The 24,381-nt window shown below is 66.8% G+C and carries 19 protein-coding genes and 3 pseudogenes; 7 read left to right on the top strand and 15 right to left on the bottom strand.

Translation table 11 applies throughout. From position 1 onward, the window contains the following. Positions 1–7 precede the first annotated feature (7 nt). Positions 8–292: a hypothetical protein gene (locus tag BLV02_RS35540; RefSeq protein ID WP_141711531.1), complete on the bottom strand. Its 285-nt coding sequence runs from the start codon at positions 290–292 to the stop codon at positions 8–10. Positions 293–699: 407 nt separating this feature from the next. Here BLV02_RS35540 and BLV02_RS07950 point away from each other — a divergent pair, with 407 nt between their 5' ends. The 6 genes and pseudogenes from BLV02_RS07950 to istA all read left to right on the top strand — a co-directional run. After that, complete coding sequence (locus BLV02_RS07950; RefSeq protein ID WP_069111154.1) at positions 700–1,293, top strand: PadR family transcriptional regulator; 594 nt, start codon at positions 700–702, stop codon at positions 1,291–1,293. Positions 1,294–1,397: 104 nt separating this feature from the next. Beyond that, positions 1,398–2,363: an ATP-binding cassette domain-containing protein gene (locus BLV02_RS07945; protein ID WP_069111011.1), complete on the top strand. Its 966-nt coding sequence runs from the start codon at positions 1,398–1,400 to the stop codon at positions 2,361–2,363. Continuing rightward, positions 2,360–3,104: pseudogene (locus BLV02_RS07940) on the top strand (ABC transporter permease). Before BLV02_RS07945 ends, BLV02_RS07940 begins: the two are co-directional and overlap by 4 nt. A 19-nt stretch (positions 3,105–3,123) precedes the next feature. Continuing rightward, positions 3,124–3,630 (top strand): DoxX family protein, encoded by a 507-nt coding sequence (locus BLV02_RS07935; protein WP_216094162.1) that lies wholly within the window; start codon positions 3,124–3,126, stop codon positions 3,628–3,630. A 27-nt stretch (positions 3,631–3,657) separates the two neighbouring features. Then, positions 3,658–4,491, top strand: a complete 834-nt coding sequence (locus BLV02_RS07930) for an alpha/beta fold hydrolase (protein WP_069111012.1) — start codon at positions 3,658–3,660, stop codon at positions 4,489–4,491. Positions 4,492–4,807: 316 nt separating this feature from the next. Then, positions 4,808–5,608: pseudogene (gene istA, locus BLV02_RS38225) on the top strand (IS21 family transposase); the annotation flags it as partial. 159 nt (positions 5,609–5,767) lie between these two features. Here istA and BLV02_RS07920 read toward each other — a convergent pair. The 8 genes from BLV02_RS07920 to BLV02_RS07885 all read right to left on the bottom strand — a co-directional run bounded on the left by BLV02_RS07920 (position 5,768) and on the right by BLV02_RS07885 (position 15,792). Then, positions 5,768–7,408 (bottom strand): glycoside hydrolase family 183 protein, encoded by a 1,641-nt coding sequence (locus BLV02_RS07920; protein ID WP_069111014.1) that lies wholly within the window; start codon positions 7,406–7,408, stop codon positions 5,768–5,770. Beyond that, entirely contained in the window at positions 7,405–8,919 is a 1,515-nt protein-coding gene (locus BLV02_RS07915) for a glycoside hydrolase family 183 protein (RefSeq protein ID WP_216094163.1), read from the bottom strand. The genes BLV02_RS07920 and BLV02_RS07915 overlap by 4 nt, the downstream gene beginning before the upstream one ends. After that, on the bottom strand, positions 8,916–10,268 hold the full coding sequence (locus tag BLV02_RS07910) for an ABC transporter substrate-binding protein (protein WP_069111015.1): 1,353 nt from the start codon (positions 10,266–10,268) through the stop codon (positions 8,916–8,918). The genes BLV02_RS07915 and BLV02_RS07910 overlap by 4 nt, the downstream gene beginning before the upstream one ends. A gap of 21 nt (positions 10,269–10,289) precedes the next feature. After that, the gene (locus BLV02_RS07905; protein WP_069111016.1) at positions 10,290–11,096 is read right to left on the bottom strand and encodes a carbohydrate ABC transporter permease; all 807 of its coding nucleotides are present in this window, start codon (positions 11,094–11,096) and stop codon (positions 10,290–10,292) included. Between the two features lie 104 nt (positions 11,097–11,200). Continuing rightward, positions 11,201–12,151: a carbohydrate ABC transporter permease gene (locus BLV02_RS07900; RefSeq protein ID WP_083288527.1), complete on the bottom strand. Its 951-nt coding sequence runs from the start codon at positions 12,149–12,151 to the stop codon at positions 11,201–11,203. 102 nt (positions 12,152–12,253) lie between these two features. Continuing rightward, the gene (locus BLV02_RS07895; protein WP_216094164.1) at positions 12,254–13,255 is read right to left on the bottom strand and encodes a glycoside hydrolase family 183 protein; all 1,002 of its coding nucleotides are present in this window, start codon (positions 13,253–13,255) and stop codon (positions 12,254–12,256) included. Positions 13,256–13,607: 352 nt separating this feature from the next. Next, positions 13,608–14,621, bottom strand: coding sequence for a LacI family DNA-binding transcriptional regulator (locus tag BLV02_RS07890; protein ID WP_083288528.1), 1,014 nt, complete (start codon positions 14,619–14,621; stop codon positions 13,608–13,610). A 73-nt stretch (positions 14,622–14,694) separates the two neighbouring features. Next, positions 14,695–15,792 carry a glycoside hydrolase family 172 protein gene (locus BLV02_RS07885; RefSeq protein ID WP_069111017.1) on the bottom strand — a complete coding sequence of 366 codons (1,098 nt, stop codon included), beginning with the start codon at positions 15,790–15,792 and terminating at the stop codon, positions 14,695–14,697. A gap of 274 nt (positions 15,793–16,066) precedes the next feature. On the opposite strand from BLV02_RS07885, the pseudogene BLV02_RS38220 reads away from it, so the two are divergent. Next, positions 16,067–16,367, top strand: a pseudogene (locus tag BLV02_RS38220) (hypothetical protein); the annotation flags it as partial. Between the two features lie 482 nt (positions 16,368–16,849). Here BLV02_RS38220 and BLV02_RS07875 read toward each other — a convergent pair. The 6 genes from BLV02_RS07875 to BLV02_RS07850 form a co-directional block, all read right to left on the bottom strand. Next, a complete protein-coding gene (locus BLV02_RS07875) occupies positions 16,850–17,155 on the bottom strand; it encodes a hypothetical protein (RefSeq protein WP_069111018.1) in 306 nt (101 codons plus the stop codon). Positions 17,156–17,158: 3 nt separating this feature from the next. After that, positions 17,159–18,037 (bottom strand): LA2681 family HEPN domain-containing protein, encoded by an 879-nt coding sequence (locus tag BLV02_RS07870; RefSeq protein ID WP_074946211.1) that lies wholly within the window; start codon positions 18,035–18,037, stop codon positions 17,159–17,161. Then, the gene (locus BLV02_RS07865) at positions 18,030–19,088 is read right to left on the bottom strand and encodes an alpha-L-fucosidase (RefSeq protein ID WP_216094165.1); all 1,059 of its coding nucleotides are present in this window, start codon (positions 19,086–19,088) and stop codon (positions 18,030–18,032) included. Before BLV02_RS07865 ends, BLV02_RS07870 begins: the two co-directional genes overlap by 8 nt. Before the next feature lie 191 nt (positions 19,089–19,279). Next, positions 19,280–21,076: a glycoside hydrolase family 36 protein gene (locus tag BLV02_RS07860; protein WP_083288529.1), complete on the bottom strand. Its 1,797-nt coding sequence runs from the start codon at positions 21,074–21,076 to the stop codon at positions 19,280–19,282. Positions 21,077–21,347: 271 nt separating this feature from the next. Next, the gene (locus tag BLV02_RS07855) at positions 21,348–22,676 is read right to left on the bottom strand and encodes a glycoside hydrolase family 16 protein (RefSeq protein WP_141711532.1); all 1,329 of its coding nucleotides are present in this window, start codon (positions 22,674–22,676) and stop codon (positions 21,348–21,350) included. 366 nt (positions 22,677–23,042) lie between these two features. Further along, entirely contained in the window at positions 23,043–24,191 is a 1,149-nt protein-coding gene (locus BLV02_RS07850) for a mandelate racemase/muconate lactonizing enzyme family protein (RefSeq protein WP_216094166.1), read from the bottom strand. Positions 24,192–24,381 lie beyond the last annotated feature (190 nt).

The following is a 24,381-nucleotide window of genomic DNA, read 5'->3' as shown; positions in this document are numbered from 1 at the left end:
GTCAACCTCACTCGAGCCGGCCGACTCGCGCATGGCAGCGTGCCCTAGACCCGAACACGAGGCGCACATCACTGCCAAGCACGCGCTGCGTCTTTCGGCAAGACCGATGCTGCGCGGGACGACGCAGCGCAACCGGCGTCGACGCGGCCTTCATCTGGCCCGTCGCCGACCCGATCACACAACTGCACCGCTTCGGGACGTGGGTGGTGACCAGAACCTTCCGTTCGATCGCGCACTCCGCCAGGAGGTGGGGAATTTCCGCCACCGTGATTTTGGAGGTCTCCACCAGCACCGTTTGTAGGTCAGTGCTGACACCACCCGGACCAGGAGGGCAGCCTGGTGTTGGTGGGAGTTGACACCACCTGGCGGGCGCGCAAGCGGAGCTCGTAGTGCAGGCCAAGTGGCGGGAGCACTCCAATCGGGACACCCCCGAGCACGTCCGCGATCAGGCCGAACTGTGGGCGGGACACGCACGCACCGAACTGGAGTGGGCGAAGAGCCTGAGCAAATGACTGTCTGAGGGCGCCTACACCATGGCCGATGATCCGGGTTCGTGGCGAACGGTCCCCGATCACCTCAAGATGCGCTTCTAATCAAACTTGACTAGCCTCAACCAATCCGTTCGCAACGCCGAGAGAAGGAATCGAACCCATGGGAAAGCTCGCGATCGAGACGAGAGGGTTGAGCGGAGGTGGGCGCGTGTCGGCGACGAAGCTCCTGGTGCTCGGTATCGTGCACCTCTCCGGCGGCGCGCATGGCTACCAGGTGCGGTCCGAACTGCAGAGCTGGGGTGCGGAGAGTTGGGCCAAGATCAAGCCCGGCTCGATTTATCACGCGCTGAAGAAGGCGGCGGCTGATGGCCTCCTCACCGAACACGCCGAGCCGGGCAACTCTGGGCCGGAGCGCGTTCTGTACCGCGCGACAACTCGGGGACGTGACGAGATGGTCGAACTGGTCCGCGACGGTCTGCGGCGCACCCACGACCCGGACATGCTCAACGCGTCCATCGCCATGTTGCCCATGCTGACCAGGACAGATGCCATCGCGCACATTAACGAGCGGGTCGCGCGCCTGGAAGCGGAGCTCGTAGTGCAGGCCAAGTGGCGGGAGCACCCCAATCGGGACACCCCCGAGCACGTCCGCGATCAGGCCGAACTGTGGGCGGGACACGCACGCACCGAACTGGAGTGGGCGAAGAGCCTGAGCAAACGACTGTCTGAGGGCGCCTACACCATGGCCGATGATCCGGGTTCGTGGCGAACGGTCCCCGATCACCTCAAGATGCGCTTCTAATCAAACTTGACTAGATGGTTCCTCCTCGTGCACTCTGGCCAAGTAGTCAAACTTGACTAGCCTCAACCAATCCGTTCGCAACACCGAGAGAAGGAATCGAACCCATGGGAGAGCTCGCGATCGAGACGAGAGGGTTGAAGAAGAGCTTCGGCAAGACCCACGCGGTCGCCGGTGTCGACCTGGCCGTGAGCGCCGGGGGCGTGTACGGCGTGCTCGGTCCGAACGGGGCGGGCAAGACCACCACGATCCGCATGCTGGCCACGCTCCTGCGCCCCGACGCCGGAGAGGCGCAAGTGTTCGGCTACGACGTCGTGCGTGACGCCCGGGCGGTGCGGAGCAGGGTGGGCCTCACCGGGCAGTTCGCGTCGGTCGACGAGGACCTCACCGGGGTGGAGAACCTGTTGCTGCTCGCCAGGCTGCTCGGCTACTCACGCCGCCGAGGCAGGGAGCGGGTGGCCGACCTGCTCGACGCGTTCGGTCTTGCCGAAGCGGCCGACCGGCAGGTGAAGAAGTACTCCGGCGGGATGCGCCGGCGCATCGACATCGCGGCGAGCCTGGTCGCCACCCCCGAACTGATCTTCCTCGACGAGCCCACGACCGGGCTCGACCCGCGCAGCAGGAACCAGGTCTGGGAGATCGTCAGGGGCATGGTCGCCGAGGGCGCCACCGTGTTGCTGACCACGCAGTACCTCGACGAGGCCGACCAGCTGGCCGACCGGATAGCGGTGATCGACCACGGGAAGGTGATCGCCGAGGGCACGAGCGGCCAGCTCAAGGCATCGGTCGGCGCCGGCTCGCTGCACGTACGGCTACGTGCGCCCGAGCAGCGGGCCGAGGCAGAGCGGGTCCTCGCCGGCGTCCTCGAGGTGCCGGTCGAGCCGTCCGCCGACCCGGCCGCGCTGTCCGCGCGGATCTCCGACCCCGAGCGGGTCGCCCGTTCCCTGGCCGAGCTGTCCCGCAGCGGCATCGACGTCACCGAGTTCGCGCTCGGTCAGCCGAGCCTGGACGAGGTGTTCCTCGCCCTGACCGGACACGCCGCCGAGGAGACACCCGAGGAGGATGCCGCATGAATGCCACGTCCGCGGAGCAGGCGTCGGCGCCGGTCACCGAGGACGCGCTGCGCAGTGTGCTGGCCGGCGAGCGGCCGTCTCGCCCCGGCCCGGTGCTCACCTCGTTGACATTCGGCTGGCGCGCTCGCCGGGTCGACACAGGCGTACCTGCAGTTCCTGCTGCCCGGCATCCTGGTGCAGGCGAACGTCATGATCACCATGAACACTGGCATAACGCTGAACACCGACATCCAGAAGGGGGTGTTCGACAGGTTCAGGTCACTTCCGGTGTGGCGACCGTCGCCGCTGGTCGGCGCCCTGCTCGGCGATGTGATGCGCTACTCGATCGGGTCGGCGATCGTGATCACGCTCGGATTGGTCCTAGGGTTCCGGCCGGAGGGTGGCGCCGTCGGGGTGGTGCTCTCGGTGGTGCTGCTGCTGGTGTTCTCGTTCTGCCTGTCGTGGTTGTGGACGATGCTCAGCCTGATCCTGCGCACGCCGAACTCGGTGGCGGGGGTCAGCATGATGGTGATGTTCCCGCTGACGTTCGTGAGCAACATCTTCGTGGACCCGAAGACGATGCCCGGGTGGTTGCAGGCGGTCGTCGAGGTCAACCCGATCACCCACCTGGCGACCGTGGTACGCGGCCTGATGCACGGCTCGGTGCCCGCCGGGGAAATCGGCTGGGTGCTCGTCTCGTCCGTACTTCTCGTCGCGGTCTTCGGTCCCATCACCATGGTCCTCTACCGCAACAAGAAGTAGATGCCGCTACCGCGAGCACGTGGTCGAAATCAACTCCGACAACCCGGCCCACTCGGCCAACGCCATCACCGGTACCAGGCCCGGACACGACAAGGAGAGCCGAATGAGCACCATCCCCAAGAACAACTCGGAAACCGTTGCGCACACGCCCGGGCGGGCGAGCAGCATCGGGGTCTGGATTCTGCAAGTCGTGCTGGCGGCGATAATCGCCGGCGGCGGAATCTCGAAGCTCGCCGGCGACCCGGTCATGGTGGACATGTTCGCCGACATCGGGGCTGGCCAGTGGCTCCGGTACCTGGTCGGAGCACTGGAGGTCGCGGGAGGGGTTGGACTTCTGATCCCGGCTCTGGCGGGCCTGGCCAGTCTTGGGTTGGCGGCATTGCTGACGGGTGCTGTCATCACCGATCAGTTCGTGCTCGAGCAGAGCCCTTGGCTGCCGCTCGCCTTACTCGTCGTGGCGGCCGTGATCGCAAGGACGCGGTGGTCGCGCACCGAGGCCGTCGTCGGCACGCTGCTCAGGCGCTGAGACAAACCTCTCGAACGGAGATGTGAGATGAACGAGATGGCCTTTCGCGTGACATCAAACGATGGCACCACCATCGCCTACGACAGGGAAGGAAGCGGTCCGGCCGTCATTCTGGTGGGCGGAGCACTCGACGAGGGGGTGGAGAACGCTCCCTTGGCGCCAGCTCTCGCCGAGCACTTCACGGTCTACAACTATGCCCGTCGGGGACGCGGCGCGAGCGGCTTCACCGAGCCGTACGCCGTGGAAAGGGAGATCGAGGACCTGGATGCGTTGATCGCGGAGGCGGGCGGCTCGGCACACCTGTTCGGGGCGTCCTCAGGCGGCGCGCTGGCGCTGGAAGCCGCAGCGGCCGGGTCAGCCATCGACACGATCGCCGTCTGGGAGGTGCCCTACGCGGTCGGGGACGACATACGCCCGCGATTCGAGGAGTACATCGCAGACACCCGACGCGCCTTCGACGCCGGGCGAGACGAGGAGGTTCTCGAACTGTTCATGCGCATGACCGGCGCCTCCGACGACAACATCGCGGCCAGGAAAGCGGCAGGCAAGCAGACGGCGCATTGGGCGCATTCGGTCGCCCTCGCGCCCACGCTGGTCCACGACAGCGTCTTCCTCAATCGCTACCAATTGCCGGCCGATCGACTGGCAACGGTCACCCAACCGGTCCTGGTCACCACCGGAGGGCCGATCACGGTCCCTTATATGGCAGGCCTGCCCTCGGACTTCTTCGACCGCGCAGCCGACGAGCTTGCAGACCAATTACCCCACGCTCAACGGGAGACCCTCGAGGGGCCGGATCACGTCGTCGACCCACAGACCGTCGGCCCGCTGTTGCTACGGTTCTTCAGCACCGAACACTGAGGGGCCCGCGAGGTGTTGCCGGAATACCGATGAGGCACCGCGCAAGCAGATCTTCGTCGCGCCAGGGACACGGGGCGGACAGGTGGTGTCGAGGTTGATGTCGTCGGCGGCATCACAGGCCTGATCCTGGGCGTGCTTCGTACCCCGCACTCCGGGCCGACTCAGTACCGCCCACCGAAGCCCTGCGCAGCACATGACCAGGCACCTCGGTAGGGCCAGTCATTCCGGGCTGTGGTCGCATGCGGTCACCGTTCCCAGGCGGTGGCCCGGTACCGAAAGTCGTGCCCACGGCGTGCTCACGTCAGGAGTGCCACCGATGACGCAGCCGCGTTCCCGGGTCGACCTGTACGCGGCGATCCGACGGGATGCCCGATCTGGGATGTCCAACCGCGCGCTGCAGCGCAAGCACGGCGTCGGCTTCCGAACCGTGACAGCGGCGCTGGAATCTGCATGGCCGAAGGAGAGAAAGCAACCGCCCAAACGCGGCTCACGGCTTGACGCGTACCGAGTGGTGATCGACGACTGGCTGCGCTCGGACCTCGACGCGCCGCGGAAGCAGCGACACACGGCGAAGCGGATCTTCGATCGACTGCTTGACGAACACGACGGGGCCGGGGTGGTGTCGTACTGGATGGTCCGCGAGTACGTCGCCACCCGACGCCGCGAGATTCGCGTCGAGGTCGGACGGGAACCTGCCAACGCGTTCATCCCGCAAGAGCACCTCCCGGGCCGCGAGGCCGAGGTTGACTTCGGCGACGTCGCCATCCGCCTGCGCGGCGAGCTCGTAACCTGGGCGCTGTTCAGCCTTCGGCTCTCCTACTCGGGCAAGGCCGTGCACAGGGTCAGTGCCTCGGCTGGGCAGGAAGCCTTCTTCGAGGGTCACGTCCACGCCTTCAACGTGCTCGGCGGGGTGCCGACCGGGAATATCCGCTACGACAACCTCAAGGCCGCCGTCGCGAGCGTGATCGGGTTCTCCCGCCAGCGGGTCGAGGCCGACAGGTGGACCGCCGTCCGTTCCCACTACGGCATCGAAGCCTTCTATTGCCAGCCCGGAATCCAAGGTGCACACGAGAAGGGCGGCGTCGAGGGGCAGATCGGCTGGTCCCGACGCAACCACCACCAGGGCACAGGAGTCGCTGCCAACTCGGTGACCCGGCACACGTCGCCGACGACCCGGCACGACGGCTCCGGGACCGGGCCGAGATCGACCGCATGGAGGACGAGATCCGGCTCGCGATCCTCGGCAGCGAAGGCAGAGACGTCAGCTGCGAGCCGGTCACGGAGATTCGACGTGGAACACCGAGAGCTCACTGATCGCGGAGTAGTGCTCCGCGCCGCCGGGCGGGCCGGTCAGGCGGATGCCGTCGGCGTGGACCTCGGCGAAGGTGAAGTCGTAGACCCGGTGGCCGGTCGCTTCGGGACCGGGCTGGTAGGGCGGGTCGATCGTCGCTTCGGTGTCGCGCCAGCGTCCTGCGACGCGGACCTCGACGCGTGGCGGTTCGGTGAACCAGCCGCCGTTGAAGTCGTAGGGGCCGGAGACATACCGCAGCCGGTTCATCGGCTTGCGACGCGCCCAGTGGTATCCCCAGTGGTCGGTCGCCTTCGGGGTGCCGTTCCAGCTGTCCTCGCCCACGTCCACCCGCCCGTCGTTGAGCACGTCCAGCCGGCCGGACCGGGCGGCGGTGGCGACGGCGTGGGCGCCGGCGCCCGGCGCTGCGAGGTTCGCCTCGATTCGTGGCCCGTCTACGGTGTCGCCCGGCTCGGTGGCCGGGTCCAGGCGCAGGCGGCGCAGCGAGAATCTGTAGGTGCGCCCTTCGGTGGTGGACGCCCGCCAGAACCAGTTCGACTGGAGCCACAGGTCGCGGCCGTCGACGCTGATGAACTTCGAAGGAATGGTCGTGGCGTAGCCGCCGTGCCGCGGCCATGCCGCGTCAGGTCCGAGCCAGGGGTAGGGCCCGAAGTCGTGAGTGAGGGCGTGACGCCACGGTCCCCACGGCAGCGGCGCCTCGAACAGCTCGAAGGTGTACTCGGTCCAGCTCGAGTAGAGGAAACGGTTCAGCGGTTCGTTGTAGACGACGCCACCTTGGGCGATCGTGGTGCCGCCGCTGGGTCCTGCGACGGTCAGGCCGGCGTGGCGGCGGGCTGTGTCGGTGAGCACGGGCGCGCGGTCGCCGATGTCTGCGCTCCACACCGGTTGCCCGCGGTCCAGGCCGCTGAAGAAGGTCCACGCCGCGCGGTCCTGGACGGCCTGTGGCGCCACCCGGGCCAGGTACAGATCCTGCGGGTCCGGCACACAGCCGTCATAGGACGTGCGCCAGTTGTGGTCCAGGCCGTACGCGTAGACGTACGGCGGACCGAACTGCGCCGACAGCCGGTTGCTACGCCCGAAGTCGAGGAACATCACGGTCGTGAACACGTGATCGGTGAACATCGGCTGCCGCGGCGCCTGCCACGTGTGCCCGTAGTCTTCGGAGCGCACGATCCCGGCCGCGGGCGCCTCGTTGAATGCGCTCGGGTCGGTCCCGTAGCGCAGGTCCTGCACGGCGAGGTACAGCTCGTCGTGGCCGTCGCCGTTCCCGTCCACGGCGACCATCCCGGTCGGCTTGCTGTTGTAGCGGTCCGGATCGGTCCAGACCGGTGCGACGTCTCGCCCGGAGGCGAGACGTGCACCGGTGAGGCTCGTTGCCGGGGTGCCCTCGATGCGGTTGACGACGATGTCGGCCCACGGCGCCGTGAGGTCGAAGCCGAGGCCGTCACCGCAGGCGGCGTACAACTGGCCGTCGTCGGCCCAGGCGCTGGGCCAGAGGTCGCCGTCGCTGGCGGTGCGGACCGACTCCGCGCCTTCCACCCTGGCGACGGCGAAGTACTCCGGCCGCCCGTCGGCGGGTGCGGGCTGCCGCGACGTGCCTGCCGTCACGGCGCTTCGACGATGGCGTAGTCGTCCACCTGGACCCACATGTCGCCGTTGTCCGTCCAGACCCCGGTGAACACCTCGACCGCGGTGTTGCCTCCGCTGTTGAACGGAACCGTGAACCGCGTCCAGGGGCCGACCGAGGCGAAATTCGTCTCCGCGATCGGTGGCCCGCCCACGGCACGGACGCCGACGAAGCCGTTGTCGTTGTTCGACGAAGTGCGTAGCCAGGCCGTGAGGACGTAGTCGGTTCCCGGAGTCACCGCGACCTCCTGGTGGAGGTCGTGCCAGCCGGAGTTGTAGCGCACGAAGCCGTTGCGGTCGCCGCTGAAGCCCCAGATGCTCGCGTCGACGCCGCAGTTGCCGGTGCACGACCACGGCGCAGACGCACCGGACCCGGGCTGTCGTTCGAAGCTCGGGTCAGCGACGAGGTTGGGGCGGACCACGTTCGCATCGGCGTCGAGCGACACCCGCATCAGATAGACGTTGTACGGGTTCCACTGCGACAGCGCGAAGTACAGGTCGTCGCCGCTGGACCATGGATGGATGAATCCTCCGTAGGGACCCGGGTGGTCGGCGTCGCTGACGATGACCTGCGGTGCGCTCCACGGGCCGGTCGGGTTCTCCGCGGAGCGCAGCACGATGTCGGTCCCACGCATGTAGACCGTGATCCACAGGTCGCGTTCGGCGTCGTAGCGCACCGAGAGCTCGGCCACCGGACCGTCGAGCACCGGCGTCGCCTGGGTGTCCGCGCCGCTGACCCAGGCCGAGCCGTTCCAATACGTGTAGGCGCTCTTCGTGAGCACGGACGCCTCGGGAACGCGGGCCAGGAAGGCGTCGTCGTTGCGGCCGTTCGGCGTCGCGAACAGGTAGACGTAGCCGCCGTGCCGGACGAAGGCTCCCATCTGGAACTTGTTGTCACCCGTGGGGTTGTCCCAGGTGGGAGCTCCCGTGGTCACCCAGTTCTCGCCGTTGTCGTCGGAGTACGCGATCGCCGCGTAGTTCGTGTCCCACTCGCCGGGCGGCCCCCAGTGCCGCACGGACATGTACGCCATGTATTGGCGGGTTCCGACGGACACTCCGGCCGTGGGGATGACGGTCATCTCGACGCCGTCGACCTTGAGACTGGGGATGAGTTCCTTCGCATGCCCAGGGGAATCCGTCGCGGCACTGTCGAAGGTCATGCCGTTCGACAGATCGGTGTCGGAACTGCGCAGCAGCACGTTGCTGCGCCAGTCGTTGCCGTTGCCTCCGGGGGGCGTCCAGGTGTTGCCGAAGGTGTCGCCGAACGCCGCGAGGATCTCGCCGTCACCGTTGTCCCACATGACCCCCAGGTCGGTCCCGTAGATGCCCCACGCGGTGTGCGTGTTGCTCTGCGAGCCCGGCCCGGTGATCTTCCCGACCATGACGGCCGGTGTGGGTGCGGTCGTCGCCGTCGCGGGCACCGCACCGAGCGACGCCGTCATGGTGAGAGCCGCGGCAGCCGCGGCCAGCACCTTCGTCGCCCGGCCGCTCACGAGCCGGCCCTCGCGGCGAGGTCGAGGTCCGTGATCGCCTTGGTGATCTCGGCGTCCGCTGTGGTCAACGCCTCCTCGATGTCCTGGCCCTGCAACGCCTTCTCCATCGCCGTGCCGAAGGCGAGGCTCACAGCCCAGTCGTAGGTGGGCTCGAGCACCTGATAGGGCACCACCCGCTCGGTCATCACGTCGAGCCACGGGTTCACGGAGGTGTCCTCCTCCGCGATGGCGGCGGCGACGCTGATCCGCGGGGAGAACTTCGTGAAGTTGGTGTCCGTGAAGTAGTCGAGCACGACGTCGACGTCCTCGGCCAGCAACCACGAGATGGCCTGAGCCGCTTCCTCCGGGTGGTCGGACTTGGCGTCCACCCCGAGCGACCACCCGCCGAGCGTGCCCGTCGGCTTGGTGAGGTCGCCGTCCAGGGATGGCAACGGCGCCACCCGCAGGTCGTCGATGATGTCGGGGTAGTCCAGCAGGAGTTGACTGATCGCCCACGATCCCGACGCCTGCATGGCCAGCTTGCCCTCACCGAGCGGCGCGGCGTCGCCGTACGGCGAGAGCGCCTGCCTCGCGATCAGGCCGTCCTCGGCCAGCCGCTGGTAGGTCTCCAGCAGCGCCAGATAGCCTTCGTCGGAGGCCAGGGACGTCGACCAGTCGTCACTGATCGGGAGGTGTCCGGTCGCGTTGACCTGCAGACCCCAGGTGGTCCACGACAGCTCCACCCCGTTCTGCGCGGTCTGGAACGGCACGACATCCGGGTGTGCCGCCTTCAGGGCCGTCGCAGTGGAGATCAGATCGTCCCAGGACTCCGGCGGCGCGTCCGGGTCGAGGCCGGCGGCCTCGAACAGGTCCGCCCGGTAGAACAACAACGAGCTGGGCTCGTACAACATCGGATAGGCGTACCGCTCGCCTTCCTCGGTCACCGCGTCGAGGAACCGCTCCTCGAGATCCTCCCAGCGCTCCGGCGCGATGACGTCGCCGATGGGGGCCAGCTCACCATTGCGCGCTCGGGGTAGTACTTCGGAGTAGTTCAGGGTGTAGAGGTCGGGCGCCGTGCCTGCGGCCTGGGCGGCCTTCATCTTCTGGTCCCAGGCGTCGCCGGGCACGACGGTGAGCTTGATCTGGACATCGTCGTGGGCGGCGTTGAAGGCCTCGACCTTCTCCTTGTACCAGGCGTTGTCCGCGTCGCTGAACTTGTCCTGCCACATCTGCAGGACGACGGCTCCGTCCTCGCCGGCGTCCTCCTCGTCCGCCGACTGCCCTGGGGTGCCGCTGCCGCAGGCCGCTACGAGGAGCGCGGCGGCCGCCGCCGTCAACGCTCCGGTGACGTGACGTCTGATGGTGCGCATGGTCCGTCCTCCTTGAGGGACTCACTTCAAACCTGAGATCTTGATGCCGCCGATGATGAAGCGCTGGAAGATCAGGAACAGGACGATCACCGGCAGGGCGGCGAGGGTGGAGCCGGCCATGAGCAGGCCGAGCTCGGTGGAGCGTTCCGACCGGAACGTGGCGAGGTACTGCTGGATCTGGAACAGCTCCGGGCTGGTGATCGTCATGATCGGCCAGACGTAGGAGTTCCAGAAGGCGAGGAACGACGTCATCCCGACGACCACGAAGACCGGCTTGGACATGGGCAGGAAGATGTGGCGGTAGATCTGCCACCGGCTGGCCCCGTCGAGCAGCGCCGCCTCCTCCAGCGCCATCGGGACGTTCAGGTAGTACTGGCGCATGAAGAACACGTGAGCGGCCGAGGCCGCACCCGGCAGCACCAGCACGGCGAGTGTGTCGAGCATCTGCAGTCGAGTGACGACGATGAACGACGTCAGCAGGATCGCCATGCCGGGGATGAACATCGTCGTGATCACGACGACCCACAACGTGCGCTTGAAGGAGAATTCGAGCCGAGCGAAGGCGTACGCACCGAACGAGTTGACAGCCAGGCTCAGCGCCGCGAACAGCACCGCGCCGAGGAAGCTGACGCCCAGCGACCGGACGAAGGCCTCGTCCTGGAGGATCTGGGTGTAGTTCTCCCACTGCCATACCTCGGGGAAGAACTGGAAGGGTGTGCGGACGACCTCCGTCTTCGTCTTGAATCCGGAAATGGCCATCCAGGCCAGCGGGAACAGCGCGGCGGCGATGATCGTCGCCGCGAAGATCAGACGGAGGACGAGGCCCATCGGGCCGCCCTGCTGGCGTGAACGGCGCCGGAGGGACGGCCTGGAGCGGTCGGCCGCCCCGCGGGTGCCGGACGGTGCTGGAGGTTCTTGTACGGCCGTGACCATCATCCGTCGACCGCCTTGTCCGAGTTCAGCAGGCGGAAGATGACGGCCGAGATCGACCCGAGAACGAGGAAGAGCAGGAACGCGCCCGCGATCGAGGTGCCGACGAAGGTGTCGGTCCGGAAGTGGTTGAACAGGTACAGGTTGGGCAGCAGGGTGGAGTTGAGCGGGCCGCCGTTGGTCATGATCAGCGGCAGCTCGAACTGCTGGATGGCCGCGGTGAAGCCGGCGATCAGCAGGTACAGGATGATGTTCTTGAGCAGCGGGATCGTGATGTAGAACGTCCGCTGGAACCAGTTGGCCCCCTCCAGCTCCGCCGCCTCGTAGTAGCTCTGCGGAATGTCCAAGAGCCCGGCGAGCATGATGAGCGCCGAGATACCCAGCCCGAGCCAGACGGCTGGCGCCGCGATGGCCGGCAACGCGGTGCGCACGTCGGCGACCCATGCCTGCGCCTCGATGCCGAACAGGCCGACGAACCAGTTGAGCACGCCGCCGCTGTATTGGTAGATCAACAGGAAGATCACCGACGTGATGACACCGGAGATCACGGTGGGGATGTAGATCGCGACCTTCAGGAGCGTTCCCAGCCTCGCCCCGACGGCTTTGACCAGGCTGGCGAACAGGAACGAGATCACCAGGATCGCCGGCACCACCATCAGCGCGAACACGAGGCCCCGGACGATCGAGGACCTGAACTGCGGATCGGTGAGCACGTTGTTGAAGTTCTTCCAGCCGACGAAGGTCGACTCCTGGTAGAAGCTCCAATCGAAGAAGCTCAGGTACGCCGAGTAGATCAACGGCCAGATCACGAAGATGCCCAGCAGGAGCACCAGCGGCGCCAGCATGAGGAACGCGAGCTTGTTGTCCTTGCGGTTCGTCGCGCGTCGTCGCGAAGCCCGGTCCTCGGCACCCACCGCGGTGCCAGGCGGCAGGCTCGCTGTCGGAACGGCCATCAGGAATCCGCACCCGCCTCGACGGCCGGCGCTGCCGGCGATATGCGATCTCCGTTGAAGCGCATCCGATCCTCCTTGATCGACGACGGCGTTGACGCAGAATCAGCCGGCCCGCTCGAGCTCGGCTCGGTAGAGGTAGACGTTGTAAGGACCCCAGAGCGAGAGGGTGAAGTAGACGGTGCGACCGCCGTCCTCGACGTAGCGCGGGTTGAGGTACGGCGAATAGAGGCCCGGATGCTCCGCGCCGTTGAGCAGTTCGATCGGTTCACCCCAAGGCCCCCAAGGAGTGAGTCCTTCGCGCACGTAGGCGTTGCCGGCATCGGAGTACGTCATGATCCACCGATCGAGGTACTCGTTGAACATCACCGACAACTCGCCGACGGTGCCGTCGACGATCGTCGCCGCCTGGCTCATGTCATCGGACCAGGCCGGCCGGCCCTCGGTATCCGTGCCGGTGAAGTAGCGATACGAGGACGCATCCTCGACCGACTCCTGGTCGGCTGGCACCTTCATCAGCTGCACCCCGCCGAAGCGTCCGGCGGGAATGGCCCAGAAGTACACGTGGTCGACGCCGTCCTCGGCCACGTGCGCGGTGGCGACCTGGATGAAGTTCGAGTCAGGCGGCCAGCGCGGCGCGTCGAGCACCTCCCAGGTCTGGCCATCGTCGGTGGACTTCGCCAACGCCGAGTAGTTGACGTCCCACTCGCCCGGATCGCCCCAGTGGTGGACCGACATGAAGTACAGATACATGGCCCCGTCGACCGCGAAACCGTAGGTGGGGATCTTGGTGACCTCGCCGGTCCCATCCGGTTCGTGCAGACCGGGAACGATCTCCGCGGCGAGTCCCACCTCGTCGGTGATCCAGCCATCGAACGCGATGCCGTCGCTGGGGTCTTCATCGGTGCTGAACGCCATGACGTTGGAGCGCCAGAACCCGCCCTGGCCGCCGTAGGACTCAGGATCGCGTTCCCCGAAGGTGTCGCCGAACGCGAAGTAGGTGCGGTCGCCGACATTCACCATGGACCCGAGGTCGGTACCGGCCACGGCGACCGCGGCGGTGTCGTTGACGGCGTCAGGGCCGGTCAACTGGGCGACCTCGGCCACCTCTCGAACTCCCGTGAGGACGAACGGACGCTCGGCTGCGTTGGCGGCCACGCTGACGGAGGTCGCGCCCTGACCTGAAGCGTCGCCCGTGGCGCCGTCGGAGCACGCACCCGCAGCGGCAGCCAGCGTCAGCGCGGCTGCTCCAGCCGTGACTCTCGGCGCCCTCATGAGGCGGCCGGCCCGTGCGGTGGACGCTGGGGTGACATCGCCGCGATCGCGGCGATCGAGGGCCGGTCGCCTCGACGAGATCTCTTGCCCGGCATCGCCATCGAACCTCCGGGAAAACGATTACTGAGAAATCGATTTCTGGAGGTTATAGCCGAAGGCGTTGCTCGTCAAGGGTCGTGATGGATCAGTGACCTCGCGCACTGGACCCGCGAGCGATGAGTGCCGGCGTCAGGACGATCCGCTGCGCGGGGCCAGGCCCATGTGCGGCACGATCGGCCAGCAGTTCCCCGGCCAATCGGCCGATCTCCGCGACGGGCTGCTGGACCACCGACACCTGCGGAGCGACCATGCGCGTCCAGTGGTCGTCGTCGACACCGATCAGGCCGATGCCGGCGCCGATTGCGATGCCTTCGGCCTGTAGCGCCTGGTAGGCACCTTCGGTCAGCGGTCCGTTCGTCGCGAAGACGGCATCGGGCAGGTCACCCTCGCGCAGGAGGGCGCACAGGGCGGATTCGCCGCCTTGGGCGCGCAGGTTCGCCCGGCGGATCCACTTGCGGGCGATCGGTGCGCCGGCTTCGGACAGCCGTGTGCGGAAGCCCGCGAGCCGGTCCTCCGTGGTGCTCACGTCGGACGGTCCTGTGATGCAGGCGATGCGCCGAAACCCTTGCTCGAGCAGGTGATCAGCGGCCAGTCGTCCGGCCAGGCGGTTGTCCACCATCACGGAATCGCCGAGGTGATCGTGGACGCGGCGATCGATCATGACCGCCGGAATGTCGGCGGCGGCGGTGCGCAGATCGGACTCCATCTCGGAGGCGACCGCGATGACGATTCCGGCAAGGTGCTGTGCCGCGGCGAGCCTGAGGTACTCGCTCTCGCGCGCCACCTGCTCGTCGCTGTTGCACAGCACGACCGAGAACCCGCGGTCGACGGCGACACGCTCGATGGCGGCCACCACACCGGTGAAGAACGGGTTCTGCACGTCCGACACGATGACCGCCCAGACGTCGGACACCCGTCGCCGGAGCGCCCGGCCGTTGCTGTTCGGGACGTAGCGGGTGTCGGCCGCCGCCTTGCGCACGCGGTCGGCCAGTTCCGGCGCCACCGTCTCGGAGCCGTTGAGAACGCGGGACACGGTGGCCGGCGACACACCGGCCACGCGCGCAACGTCGCTGATCGTCACCGCGCGCGCAGTGGTCACGTCGCCATCATGTCACGCGGTGAACGCGCCCCCAGGGAGGGCGGCATGCGGTTTCCGAGCCGCGTGCCGGCGCTCAGTCGACCTCCATGGCCATGAGGTCGGGCGCGGGCGGGCGCCGGGTCAGTGCCGGTGTGTCGAGGTAGAACAGTGCGGTCGAGGCGATGTCGTCGCTGGTCGGGCGGTAGCGGTGTGGGAGTCCGTTGTGGTGGCCCGGGCCGATGCCGAGGCTCTGGACGGTGACCCGCAGGTCCGCGCCGAACCGGACCGGGTCCAGGACGTGCCAGCGGTACATGCCGAAGCGCTGCTGGCTGGCGTAGAGGCCGTCCGGTCGCAGCACCTGGTGCAGGCCGAGGTATGGCGTGGTGAACGTGGTGTAGCCGTGCCCGGGGACGTCGAAGTTCCAGGCGCCGCCGAAGTAGTCCTCGGTGCCGGTGCCGCAGATGGTGGGGAACTCGTCGTCGCCGTCGAGGTAGAACTTCAGCTCGCCCTCGCCCCACCAGCCGGGGTCGTTGACGCCCCAGGCGAGGTAGGTGCCGACGTAGTGTCCGGCGCCCTCGACGCCGTCGAGGACGGTGTGCACCTCGCCGCGCGGCACCGGGTGGCTGCGCCGCCACTGCGCGTGCAGGTACGCGGCGTCGTCGGCGACGTCGCCCAGTTCGTAGTCGATCTGGTAGTAGAGGATGACGTCCTCGGCCGAGACGTTCTCCAGCGTCAGGCGGGCGGCGGCGCGAAACGGCATCGGCCAGTAGGCGTTGAAGCCGCCGTTCGGGTTCACCGCCACGGTCTGCGACGACACCTGGCTGAAGGTGTTCCAGCCCTGGCAGAAGAAGTCGCCCAGCGGCACCTCGACGGCCGGGGCCTCGGCGCCGTCCCAGTACATCCGCAGCACGGTGCTGCGCCACGCGCGGTGCGGCGCGGTGGTGCACCAGACGTGCGTGATGACGCCGGGCCCGTCGATCTCGCCCAGCACGGCGGTCTCGCCGGGCGCGATGCTGATGCTGGGCGAGATCTTCCAGCCCTGGCCCAGCGCGCCGGCCGCCCGGGCGCCGGTGCCCTCGGTCGCCATGGCGCCGCGGCCCTTCTCACCGGTGCGGTTCTCGGCACTGATCGAACGGCTGACGCGGGACGAGCGGCGGGCCAGGGACTGCAGGCCGGTCGGGTCGTCGAGCACGGGTACTCCTTCGTCGGTGGGTCGGACCCGGCTCAGGCGAGTCCGGCTCACTGGCTGCGCAGCGCTTCGACCACAGGATCCTGGCAGCCTATGAGGCTCAGGACGGCGGATCAGCAATCGTTTTCTGACGCCTGACCCAAGCTAACCGGCCCTTTCGTGCCGCGTCAACGCCGCGATGTTCCGCCACCGAAGCCCTTCCGAGTGCACAACATTGCCGCTGCTCGCCACCGTGAGCACGTCGCAGTGTCCGGCTTGACGGTCAGGGCCTGATGGTCGCCCCTACGACCTGCGCCACGCCGCGGTGTCTACCTGGCTCAACTCCGGCGTCCCGCCGGCCAAGGGCGGGGCACTCCGTGGACGTCCTGCTCAAGATCTATGCCAAGTGCATCGACGGCGACGACGAGGCACACCGAGCCAAGATCGACACCGCCCTCGGGCCTGGCCGGACGCCGCGAAAACTTCGACACGTATTCAACAAGAACACCCGTAGAGAGCCGCCGTCAGCCGCCGACGGCCGGACAGACCAAAGCGCCCCTCACCTTGCGTTTCCGCAGGTGAGGGGCGCTTCTCTGTAGCCCCGACGGGATTCGAACCCGCGCTACCGCCTTGAGAGAGCGGCGTGCCGTCGGCGGGTCCACCTACCCTGACCTGCAGCAACGCGCCGCATCGGCGGCTCGCAACCGAACTTGGACACGTATTCGCCACGCAGCGGTCGTAGCTGACCGGACGCCGTCGCTCACCGCCGGACACGTAAGGGCGTCGCCAGCGTGGCGACGGACGAGACTCGGTTGCCGGCCGAATCAACCGCTCCGCCACGGTTCTGGCGGACGAGCGGCGTCCACCTGATCGAGCGGTGGACCGCACATCTGGCCACGGCCCCAGCCAGAGCTCACGGCAATGCGTCTTACCGGATCCAGAATGACGCACATGGAATCCGCAGGGGGTGCCGCTCGATGCTGGCGGGCGTTGCTCGAAGTGCTCCGCCAGCGTGTCGCGACACGTGGCGAGACCTATTCACCGTCGCCCGTTGGCTTTGGGTCGGGAGTCCTCGTGGTCGTCATGCGGGCCCGGGGGCTCCGACTTCACCGTCCGGGCTGGGGTCAGAACCCTCGTCGGCGGCCGAGATCTCGGTGGTTGGGTGCTCGACGGTTCGATCGTTGAAGTAGCGGAGCCCCAGAAAGGGCAAGTACGTCCCTTGATGGTCGTCGGGATGGTTCCACATGGCGACTAGATCGATGAGGTAGAGGTACGCGGAGCGGGTTACCTGCAGCGCGAGGACCGTCGAACTCACGAGCTCCAGTAGGTCGATCTTGCTGCGCGAGTCCTCGGTGACGCCGGTCGCCTCGAGCAGGGCTGCGTGCACGATTCAGTGCGTCCCAGCGTTGCGGAGAGCCTGCGACGCCGCATACATTCCGTTGGCCTCCATGTCGGAGGCGAGCTCCGCAAGTGCGAGGTTGGGCAGCGCTCGTCCAGGACCCTTCACGAGTGGTTCGCGCATCTGCCCGGTCTTGGTCGTCCAGAACCCGCGGAACGCGACCTTCTTGGGGATGTCGCCGACGCTGAAATGCTCATTTGCGACGACGGCAGTCTTGTCCAGCACGTCGAGCGCCGATCGTTGGGCGAGCACGAGCTTCGAGTACTCGATTCCGTACATGGAGTAGTCAAGTGTCTCGATATAGGAACCTGAGTCATCCGGGGACTGCTCAGGTCCGGCCTCCACCTCCTCCACAGCCTCGAACGCGAGTCGCCGGGAGACCAGGAAATCGGACTTCAGGACATTCATCGCCCCAAGAATCGGCGGGGTCATCTCCTCGGCGCTCGCCCCGTACAGGACCTCGATGGTGGCACTGTCCCACCTCACGTCGTCGCTGCCCAACCCCTCAACCGCGGGCGACAAGGCCAGTCTGAGTTCGGCCACCCAGCGCCGGTACTCGCCGTCAACGGCTTCGAGGTCATCCAGCCCATGTGAGAGGTGGCCCTTGCTCTCCGTGGGGAGAAGCTGGTCCCATCGATCGGCTACCGCGACGGACGCGAACTCCAGCGTCCCTTCTCGCAGCTCTTTGGCGAGCGCCGCGTACTTGTCGAACAATGCCGCTATGTGACCTGTCTGCCCAACACCCGTACGGATCCGATTCTCGAGCAGAAGGGAAAGGTTGCCGGCCGCGTTTCCGTTTCTGGGGTCCGCCTCGAGCGCCCGCAGGTAAAAATCATACGCCTCCGCCCACCGTCCGGAGTGATCAAGCATGTTGCCGAGGTTGCAGTACGCAGCCGACCGGGTGCCTGACGCTATCGTCGGTGAGCCAGTACGGGTGCAGCAGGCCAGCCGGGCCCCCGCGTTCGAAGTCCAGCACCGAGCCGTTGGTGTTGAGACCGTCCTTGAAGGTCGTGACGACTTCCTGACCGTTCCCGGCGGCGTGGTTGTAGTAGTAGGCGAGGAACTCCAGCCGCTTCTGCTCATCGATGCGGTTGAGCGCGAAGTCCTGCCAGATCAGGTCCGGTGAGACGTGATCGATGACCTCCTTGAGCTTGTCCAGCCACAGTTGCTCGGACTCAGCTTCGGGAAGTTGCCCGTACAGCCGGCGCAGGCTCTCAGTCTGCTGCGGTGCGACGCCTGAGTAGTAGCCGGTGGTGTTGAGGGCGTGATGCATGGACAGCATGAACTTCATATCCTCCGCGCGGACCGCGTCGGCGAAGATCTCGAGCAGATCGAGCCCGGGCCCCTTGTCCACGGAGTTCCACTCGTTGACGTCGCTGTCCCACATCGAGAAACCGTCGTGGTGCTCTGCGACGGGACCGGCGAACCTTGCACCAGCATCCCTGAACAGCCGAGCCCATTCGGCTGGATCGAAGTTGCCGCCGTCAGAAACCAGTCTCGGCTCGAACTTGACGAACTCCCCCGCCTCGCTAGTGCCACCCTCGATGAACCAGTGATACGGCCATTCGTCCGGCTCACCGTACGTGGCGACATGATGGCGGTTCGCCCTGCTGCCGTCGAGGTACATGCTGCGGGCGTACCACTCGCTGTCGAAAGCGGAAACGCTGAACGCGCCCCAGCCAAGAGGATTCATCAGATTTTCACTACCCGCGTCGGCGAGGATGACGGATGGCCCGGCCAGCGCAAGCCGACCGGCCTTCGCCACCCTGCGTGATCGCGCGCAGGTCCCGCCACGCGTAGCCACCCGATCGGGCTGGCACGGCGCCAGGGCGGCCACTGGGTGCCGACGCGCCTGTCGGCACGCCGCGGCCCGACGACGCGCCGGCACATGGGCGAGGAACAGCGCTGAAAGCACCCTCATCGCGATCACCTGTCAGGGTCGCGGCGCCGACGCAGCGTCGACGGGTATCCGGCCATCCTTCAGCGAGGAGCTGCGTCCGGATCCCTGCGGGTGCAAGACCGTACGTTTCCCGTCGACTCCGGCGGCGAGCGCTTACCCAACTTCGCCCGACGTGCGGAATCGTTGACGAGCCCGTGGCGATGCGCCGAGAGTCAGGCGGGCCGGGCCTCCAGCACGACCGCGGTTCCGGGTGGCAGGACGCCGAGGTCGTAGGTGTGCTCGTGGATACCGATTGTCTGGCCGGCCAACTTGTCGGTGAGGAGTTGTTTGCCGGGTGGCAGCTGGATCGTCCGGGGTGCCGGATCGTCGGTCCAGTTGAAGACCGAGAACACTGTTGCGTCCGGCAAAGTCGTGATGCCGATCTCCAGCTGTTCGTCCTGGAAGCTGGCCGCGACACCGACTGGCGGCAACAGCGCTTCGAGCTGCGTGAGTGAAGTCGGCGCAGCTTGGTGCAGGTCGTCGCCGCTGATCACTGAGCCGCCGCTGGCATAGACCGTTGCCGCCCGGAGCGTGGTGTCACGGCTGCCCGCATCGCCGGTGTGCGTCGTACCTGCCTGGTCGACGACCGCTACGTCCGGTGCTTTGAGCATCAACACGTCGGGGTCGTTCCACCAGAGACGGCCGTTCTGCCAGTTACGCAGGAGTGTCTCGCGGCTGACGGGGCCGAGATGCTCCCAGTCGGGCGCGATGACGTCCATCGAGCTGCGGGATCCGTGGATCAGGCCGAGCGACGGCCAGAGTGGGTGGTTGCAGCCCAGGACGAAGGCGTCACCGGTACCGCGCAGGACGGCTTCCATACCGCGGCGGTAGGCCTCGATCCGCGTCGCGTCGCGATCGTGATGCACGCCGCCGTGGATCGCGCCCCAGTAGGTCGCGTCGAGTTTGAAGTAGGTGCATCCCCATTCGCGGCGCATCGTGGTGAAGACGCTTCTGAGATGCTCCTGTACGTCGGGATGGGTTCCATCGAGCACATACCACGGACCCTGCCGCCAGCCGCCGAACCCCGGTATGTCGGACCGCAACGGTTTGCCGTTGGCATCTTGAACCATCCAGTCAGGATGTTCGGCGAACACCCGGGACTCCGGGCTTGCGATGAACGGAGCCACCCAGATCGCCGGCTCCAGCCCGTGCGCGCGGATGTCGTCGAGGACGCTGAATACGTCGCCCCCGAACGCTTCACCCGTGTCGAGCCAGTCGCCCATCCATGGTTGGTAACCGTCGTCGATCTGCACATAGCGCAGTTCGGGAAGGTTCTGCGCGATCCACCGCGTATTGGCCTTGACGTCGTCGGCGGTGACCTCAGGGCCAAAGCAGTACCAAGAGCACCATCCGGTCGGGATGACGTCGTGGACGAGCCGGGGATGGTGCGCCGCGATCGCCGTCGCCAGTTGGTCGAACAGCGGCTCGCGGTCGGTGCCGCTCAGGACGACGAGTTCGTCGAGTTGCCAGCTCTCGCCAGGCCGGAGTATGAGCCCTTCGCCGTCGTACGAGACGCGCAGTCGCTCGCTGTCGTACGAGAACCGGACCGCGAATCGATGACTGGAGGCGGCGCCGAGCAGGACTCGCTGACGCTCGGCGAGCCGCAGCAGGAGTGCGCCGTATGCTGTGCGCAGGTCCTCAGGCTCCGGGATCCGGTGAAGCTTCCGGTCGGTGTAGTAGCTCAGATCCACTGGTTCGGCGAGCGTTCCGCCGAGCTGCCCGAGCATGGTGAACCCCTCGCCGTACACCTGCGTCAAGCCGTCGAGGCGATGCCTGAGGTCGAACGCGACGATCTCCTCGATCGCGACGGGCATCGATCCGTGATTGCTCACCGATACCTGGCAGTGATCGCCGTGCCAGCGACGATCTACCTCCACATTTGCAGTGTGGGCGGAGCCACGGCACACGACCGCCGCGGCCGAGGACTTGATAGCGGCGATGAGGAACGTCGCTGACTGCGAATCTTTCATTAGCGAAGGCTCCAGTTGCGTTCGGATCGGACAGCGGATCGGCGTGGTCAGATCGGGATCAGTCAGCCGCGGAATTCCTCGACGGCGAGGCGTGCGGCGCCCAGTGTCACACCGTGGATGCCGAGGGGGACTCCGCAACCGGGATGCTCAGGAAGGACGTCTCTGCGAGTACTGGCGTAGCTGACGAAGTTCCGCGATCTGTCACGCGCAAGCGCGTCGTATCTCGAGCCATGTGGTCCGAGATACGACGCGCTGGTGAGGCGACGTTGGTTCAGTTCCGGGTGAAGGACACGTTGTCCACACGGAGCCATTCGTTGGCGGCTGCATGGGAGGTGAAGGCGATCGTGGCCTTGCCGTTGGTGACTGGCACGGCGCGGATGGTAACTCGTGTCCACTCCGACGACCCGCGGATCGCCACAGCCCGCTCCGATCCACCGTGGTTGAGAACGCGCATCTGGGCGTGCGGCCTCCCGGCGGAGCTCTTCACCCACGCCGTCAAGGTGTAGCGGCCATCGGGGATCCCGGTGAGATCCTGCTTGGTGGTGACGGAGTAGGCCGAGGTACCCGTATGCAGCAGCGAACGCCCTCCGTTCACCACATCGTCCGTAGCGATCTGGCTGGCGGGCCTGTCATCGGACTCGATCCAGCCCGGGACGAGCCAGGCACCTGGGTTGTTGCGGGGCAGTGCGTCGAAGCTGGGGTTGCCGAGCAGATTGACTCCTGGCTGCGGCCGGTTGTAGTAGCGGAAGTAGTCGAAGTCGCTGGACCCGGGCGTGACGGTGTCCGTGGCCTTGGGGAAGAACGGGAGTGCAGTGAGCCAGAAGTTCATCGGCGCGTACTCGTACTTTGTGGCTGCGTTGTCGATCGTGAAGCGGAGGATGCCGTTGATGTAGAACTTGATCGTCTGCGGAGTGTACTCGTAGCCGTAGACGTTCCAGTCTGCGAAGTTCACACCGTACTCGGCGCCGGACATGTAGGGGTGCCGCGCCAGCACCGTGCCGTGCGATCCAGGAACGTTGCCCATGCCGAGCCGGTCCGGCGAGTCGTGCTCGAACCCGTCGATCTCGAACAGGTGATTGTGCTCGGGGAGGACCGAGTTGGCGATGTCCTCCTTGATGCGGGGGTCGCCGAGGGCGCCCAGGAGGTCGGAGCGGATTCCCATACTCCAGAACGAGGTGTGCAGCGGCGCCGCGCCGTCGTAAAGGCGTGCCCGGATCTCGTAGTACCCGTATCCGAAGAGCCGGCGCGAGATGAGCCCGCCACTTACGAAGTCCTTGATGCCATCGCCAGACACATCCCGCTGACTGTAGTTGAGCCGTAGCGCTCCCCCCGACACGGTGACCGCGTCCGCAGTCATGTACCCACCGGCGTACGGCCCCGTGAGGCGGTAGTACCAGTCGGTCAGGTTGACGGACGAGCCGTTGAACTCGTCCGCGTATGCAGGCGTCGAGCCGTACTGCGCCACCAGATCCGGCGGGAGTGCCGACTCGACGCCCGTTGCCGCCGAGCTGTTGTTGGGTGCGACGGCCAGTGTGGCGGCCGCGAGCAGGCTCGCGGCGAGAAGACCCCCGGCACGAACTGCATGATGACGAGCTCTCAAAGCGCGAATGCTTACCAAGATGGCCTCACAAGGTGGGTCCAAGATTCCCTTGGAACGCGGATGGAAGGTTCGGCGGCCGACCGACGCGCAAGCTTGCTTTGGTCATCCAAGATATGGATGGCAGTTCCGTAATAAGTTGGAACGATATCAGAAATGGAACATCAATGCAAGATCTGGGAAACATACCCGAAGGTCGGCCCGGCCCTCATCGCTCGCAACGGCTGGCCCACAAGCTAGATGTCTGCCACGCAGAATGGTCGGGGCGACCATCCGTGCGCAGTTGCCGTCCGTGCTGGGTGGCTGATGGGCGAGCAGATTGTTTGCGGCTACGGCGGGTGGAGATGGCGGCGTCGGCGTGGCTAAGGATCACGCACGCTCAGCGGCGGCCCTAACGGCTGCTTCGTCGACGTCGATGCCCAGTCCAGGCCCAACGGGTAGGGCAAAGCCGTCGCTCGCGACGACGATCGGCTCGCGCAGCAGCCGGTTGCCCGCGTCGACCGCCCCGGGCTGGTACTCGAAGCAGTGGGCATCCTCAGCTGTGGCCGCCACATGCAGGCCGGCAGCAACCGCCACGCCCAGGGCCGTGGAGTGGTGCGGCATCACGGGCCGGAACGCGGTATTGGCAAGCATGGCCATCGCGAAGCCTTCAGTGATGCCCGTCCTGCCGATGTCTGGCTGGAGGATGTCGAACGCGTCTCGCTCGAGCCAGGACGCCACCTCGTAACGGTTGCGCAGCGCCTCGCCAGTGGCGATCGGTGTGCGCAGCCGATCTGTGAGCTCGGCATGACCGGCGAGGTCCTCGATGGGTAGCGGCGATTCCAGGAACCAGCAGCCTCGCTCGTCTAGCGCGGCACCCAAGCGCAGCGCGTCGCGCCGGGAGTACACGCCGTGCACGTCAACCGCTACCTGCGCATCGGCCACCGCCGCGACAACGGCGTCGTACATCGCCAGGTCGGAGTCCACTCCCTGACCCAGATGGAGTTTGAACCGACGCATGCCCTGTCCATGGAGCCGGGCCGCAGAGTCGGCCTTCTCAGCGGGTACGTCGCCGGGCACCTGGGATACGTAGGCGTCCACATGCTTACGAAAGGACCCGCCCAGCAGCTGTGCGAGCGACAGGCCGGAAGCCTTGCCGGCCAGATCCCACACAGCGATGTCGACCGCAGCAAGCGCGTCGGCCTGGTGTCCGACCAGATGCCCGCGTTCGCGCATGAGCTCCCCGAGCCGCCATCGCAACGGCCGCGGGTGCGAGGCGTCTTCACCGATCATCGCCGGAACCAACAGGTCGGTGACGATCGCAGCCGGGATTCGTGGGGCCACAGGGGCCAGACACTCACCCCACCCAACGAGTCCGCCCTCGGCCTCGACACGCACCAACAGCGTCTCGCGCCCGCGTGGATAGATGGTTGGCCGCCCCGCGGACACGTAGTAGGCGCCCGCAGAAGGCCTCGCCGAACCATCCGGCGCAATCCGCAGGATGAACGTCTCGACACTCCTGATCTGCGTTTCAGTCACCGGTGAGCCTCCCAGCCGCCACATGATGCACATTGCGGATCAATAGATCACAGTGTGGGCTAGAGTAGCGGATGTCGACGAGCAAATCGATTCGAAGAATGATCATGCTGGTCACGGCGGCCCGAACTGCCGTTCGCAGTTTCGACCTCAGTCGGCACATCGGAGACGCCAACACTTGTCAGGCCATCGG

The organism is Jiangella alba (assembly GCF_900106035.1).
Classification (GTDB): domain Bacteria; phylum Actinomycetota; class Actinomycetes; order Jiangellales; family Jiangellaceae; genus Jiangella; species Jiangella alba.
Note: the sequence above shows the minus strand (reverse complement) of the source record. Positions and strands in the feature narration are given on the sequence as shown.

Bases quoted from the DNA above. Each gene is read 5' to 3' on its own strand.
- BLV02_RS07930 (WP_069111012.1), top strand. From the start codon at position 3,658: ATGAACGAGATGGCCTTTCGCGTGACATCAAACGATGGCACCACCATC.
- BLV02_RS07900 (WP_083288527.1), bottom strand. From the start codon at position 12,151: ATGGCCGTTCCGACAGCGAGCCTGCCGCCTGGCACCGCGGTGGGTGCC.
- BLV02_RS07860 (WP_083288529.1), bottom strand. From the start codon at position 21,076: ATGAAAGATTCGCAGTCAGCGACGTTCCTCATCGCCGCTATCAAGTCC.
- BLV02_RS07870 (WP_074946211.1), bottom strand. From the start codon at position 18,037: ATGCTTGATCACTCCGGACGGTGGGCGGAGGCGTATGATTTTTACCTG.
- BLV02_RS07910 (WP_069111015.1), bottom strand. From the start codon at position 10,268: ATGCGCACCATCAGACGTCACGTCACCGGAGCGTTGACGGCGGCGGCC.
- BLV02_RS07945 (WP_069111011.1), top strand. From the start codon at position 1,398: ATGGGAGAGCTCGCGATCGAGACGAGAGGGTTGAAGAAGAGCTTCGGC.
- BLV02_RS07905 (WP_069111016.1), bottom strand. From the start codon at position 11,096: ATGGGCCTCGTCCTCCGTCTGATCTTCGCGGCGACGATCATCGCCGCC.
- BLV02_RS07865 (WP_216094165.1), bottom strand. From the start codon at position 19,088: ATGAGGGTGCTTTCAGCGCTGTTCCTCGCCCATGTGCCGGCGCGTCGT.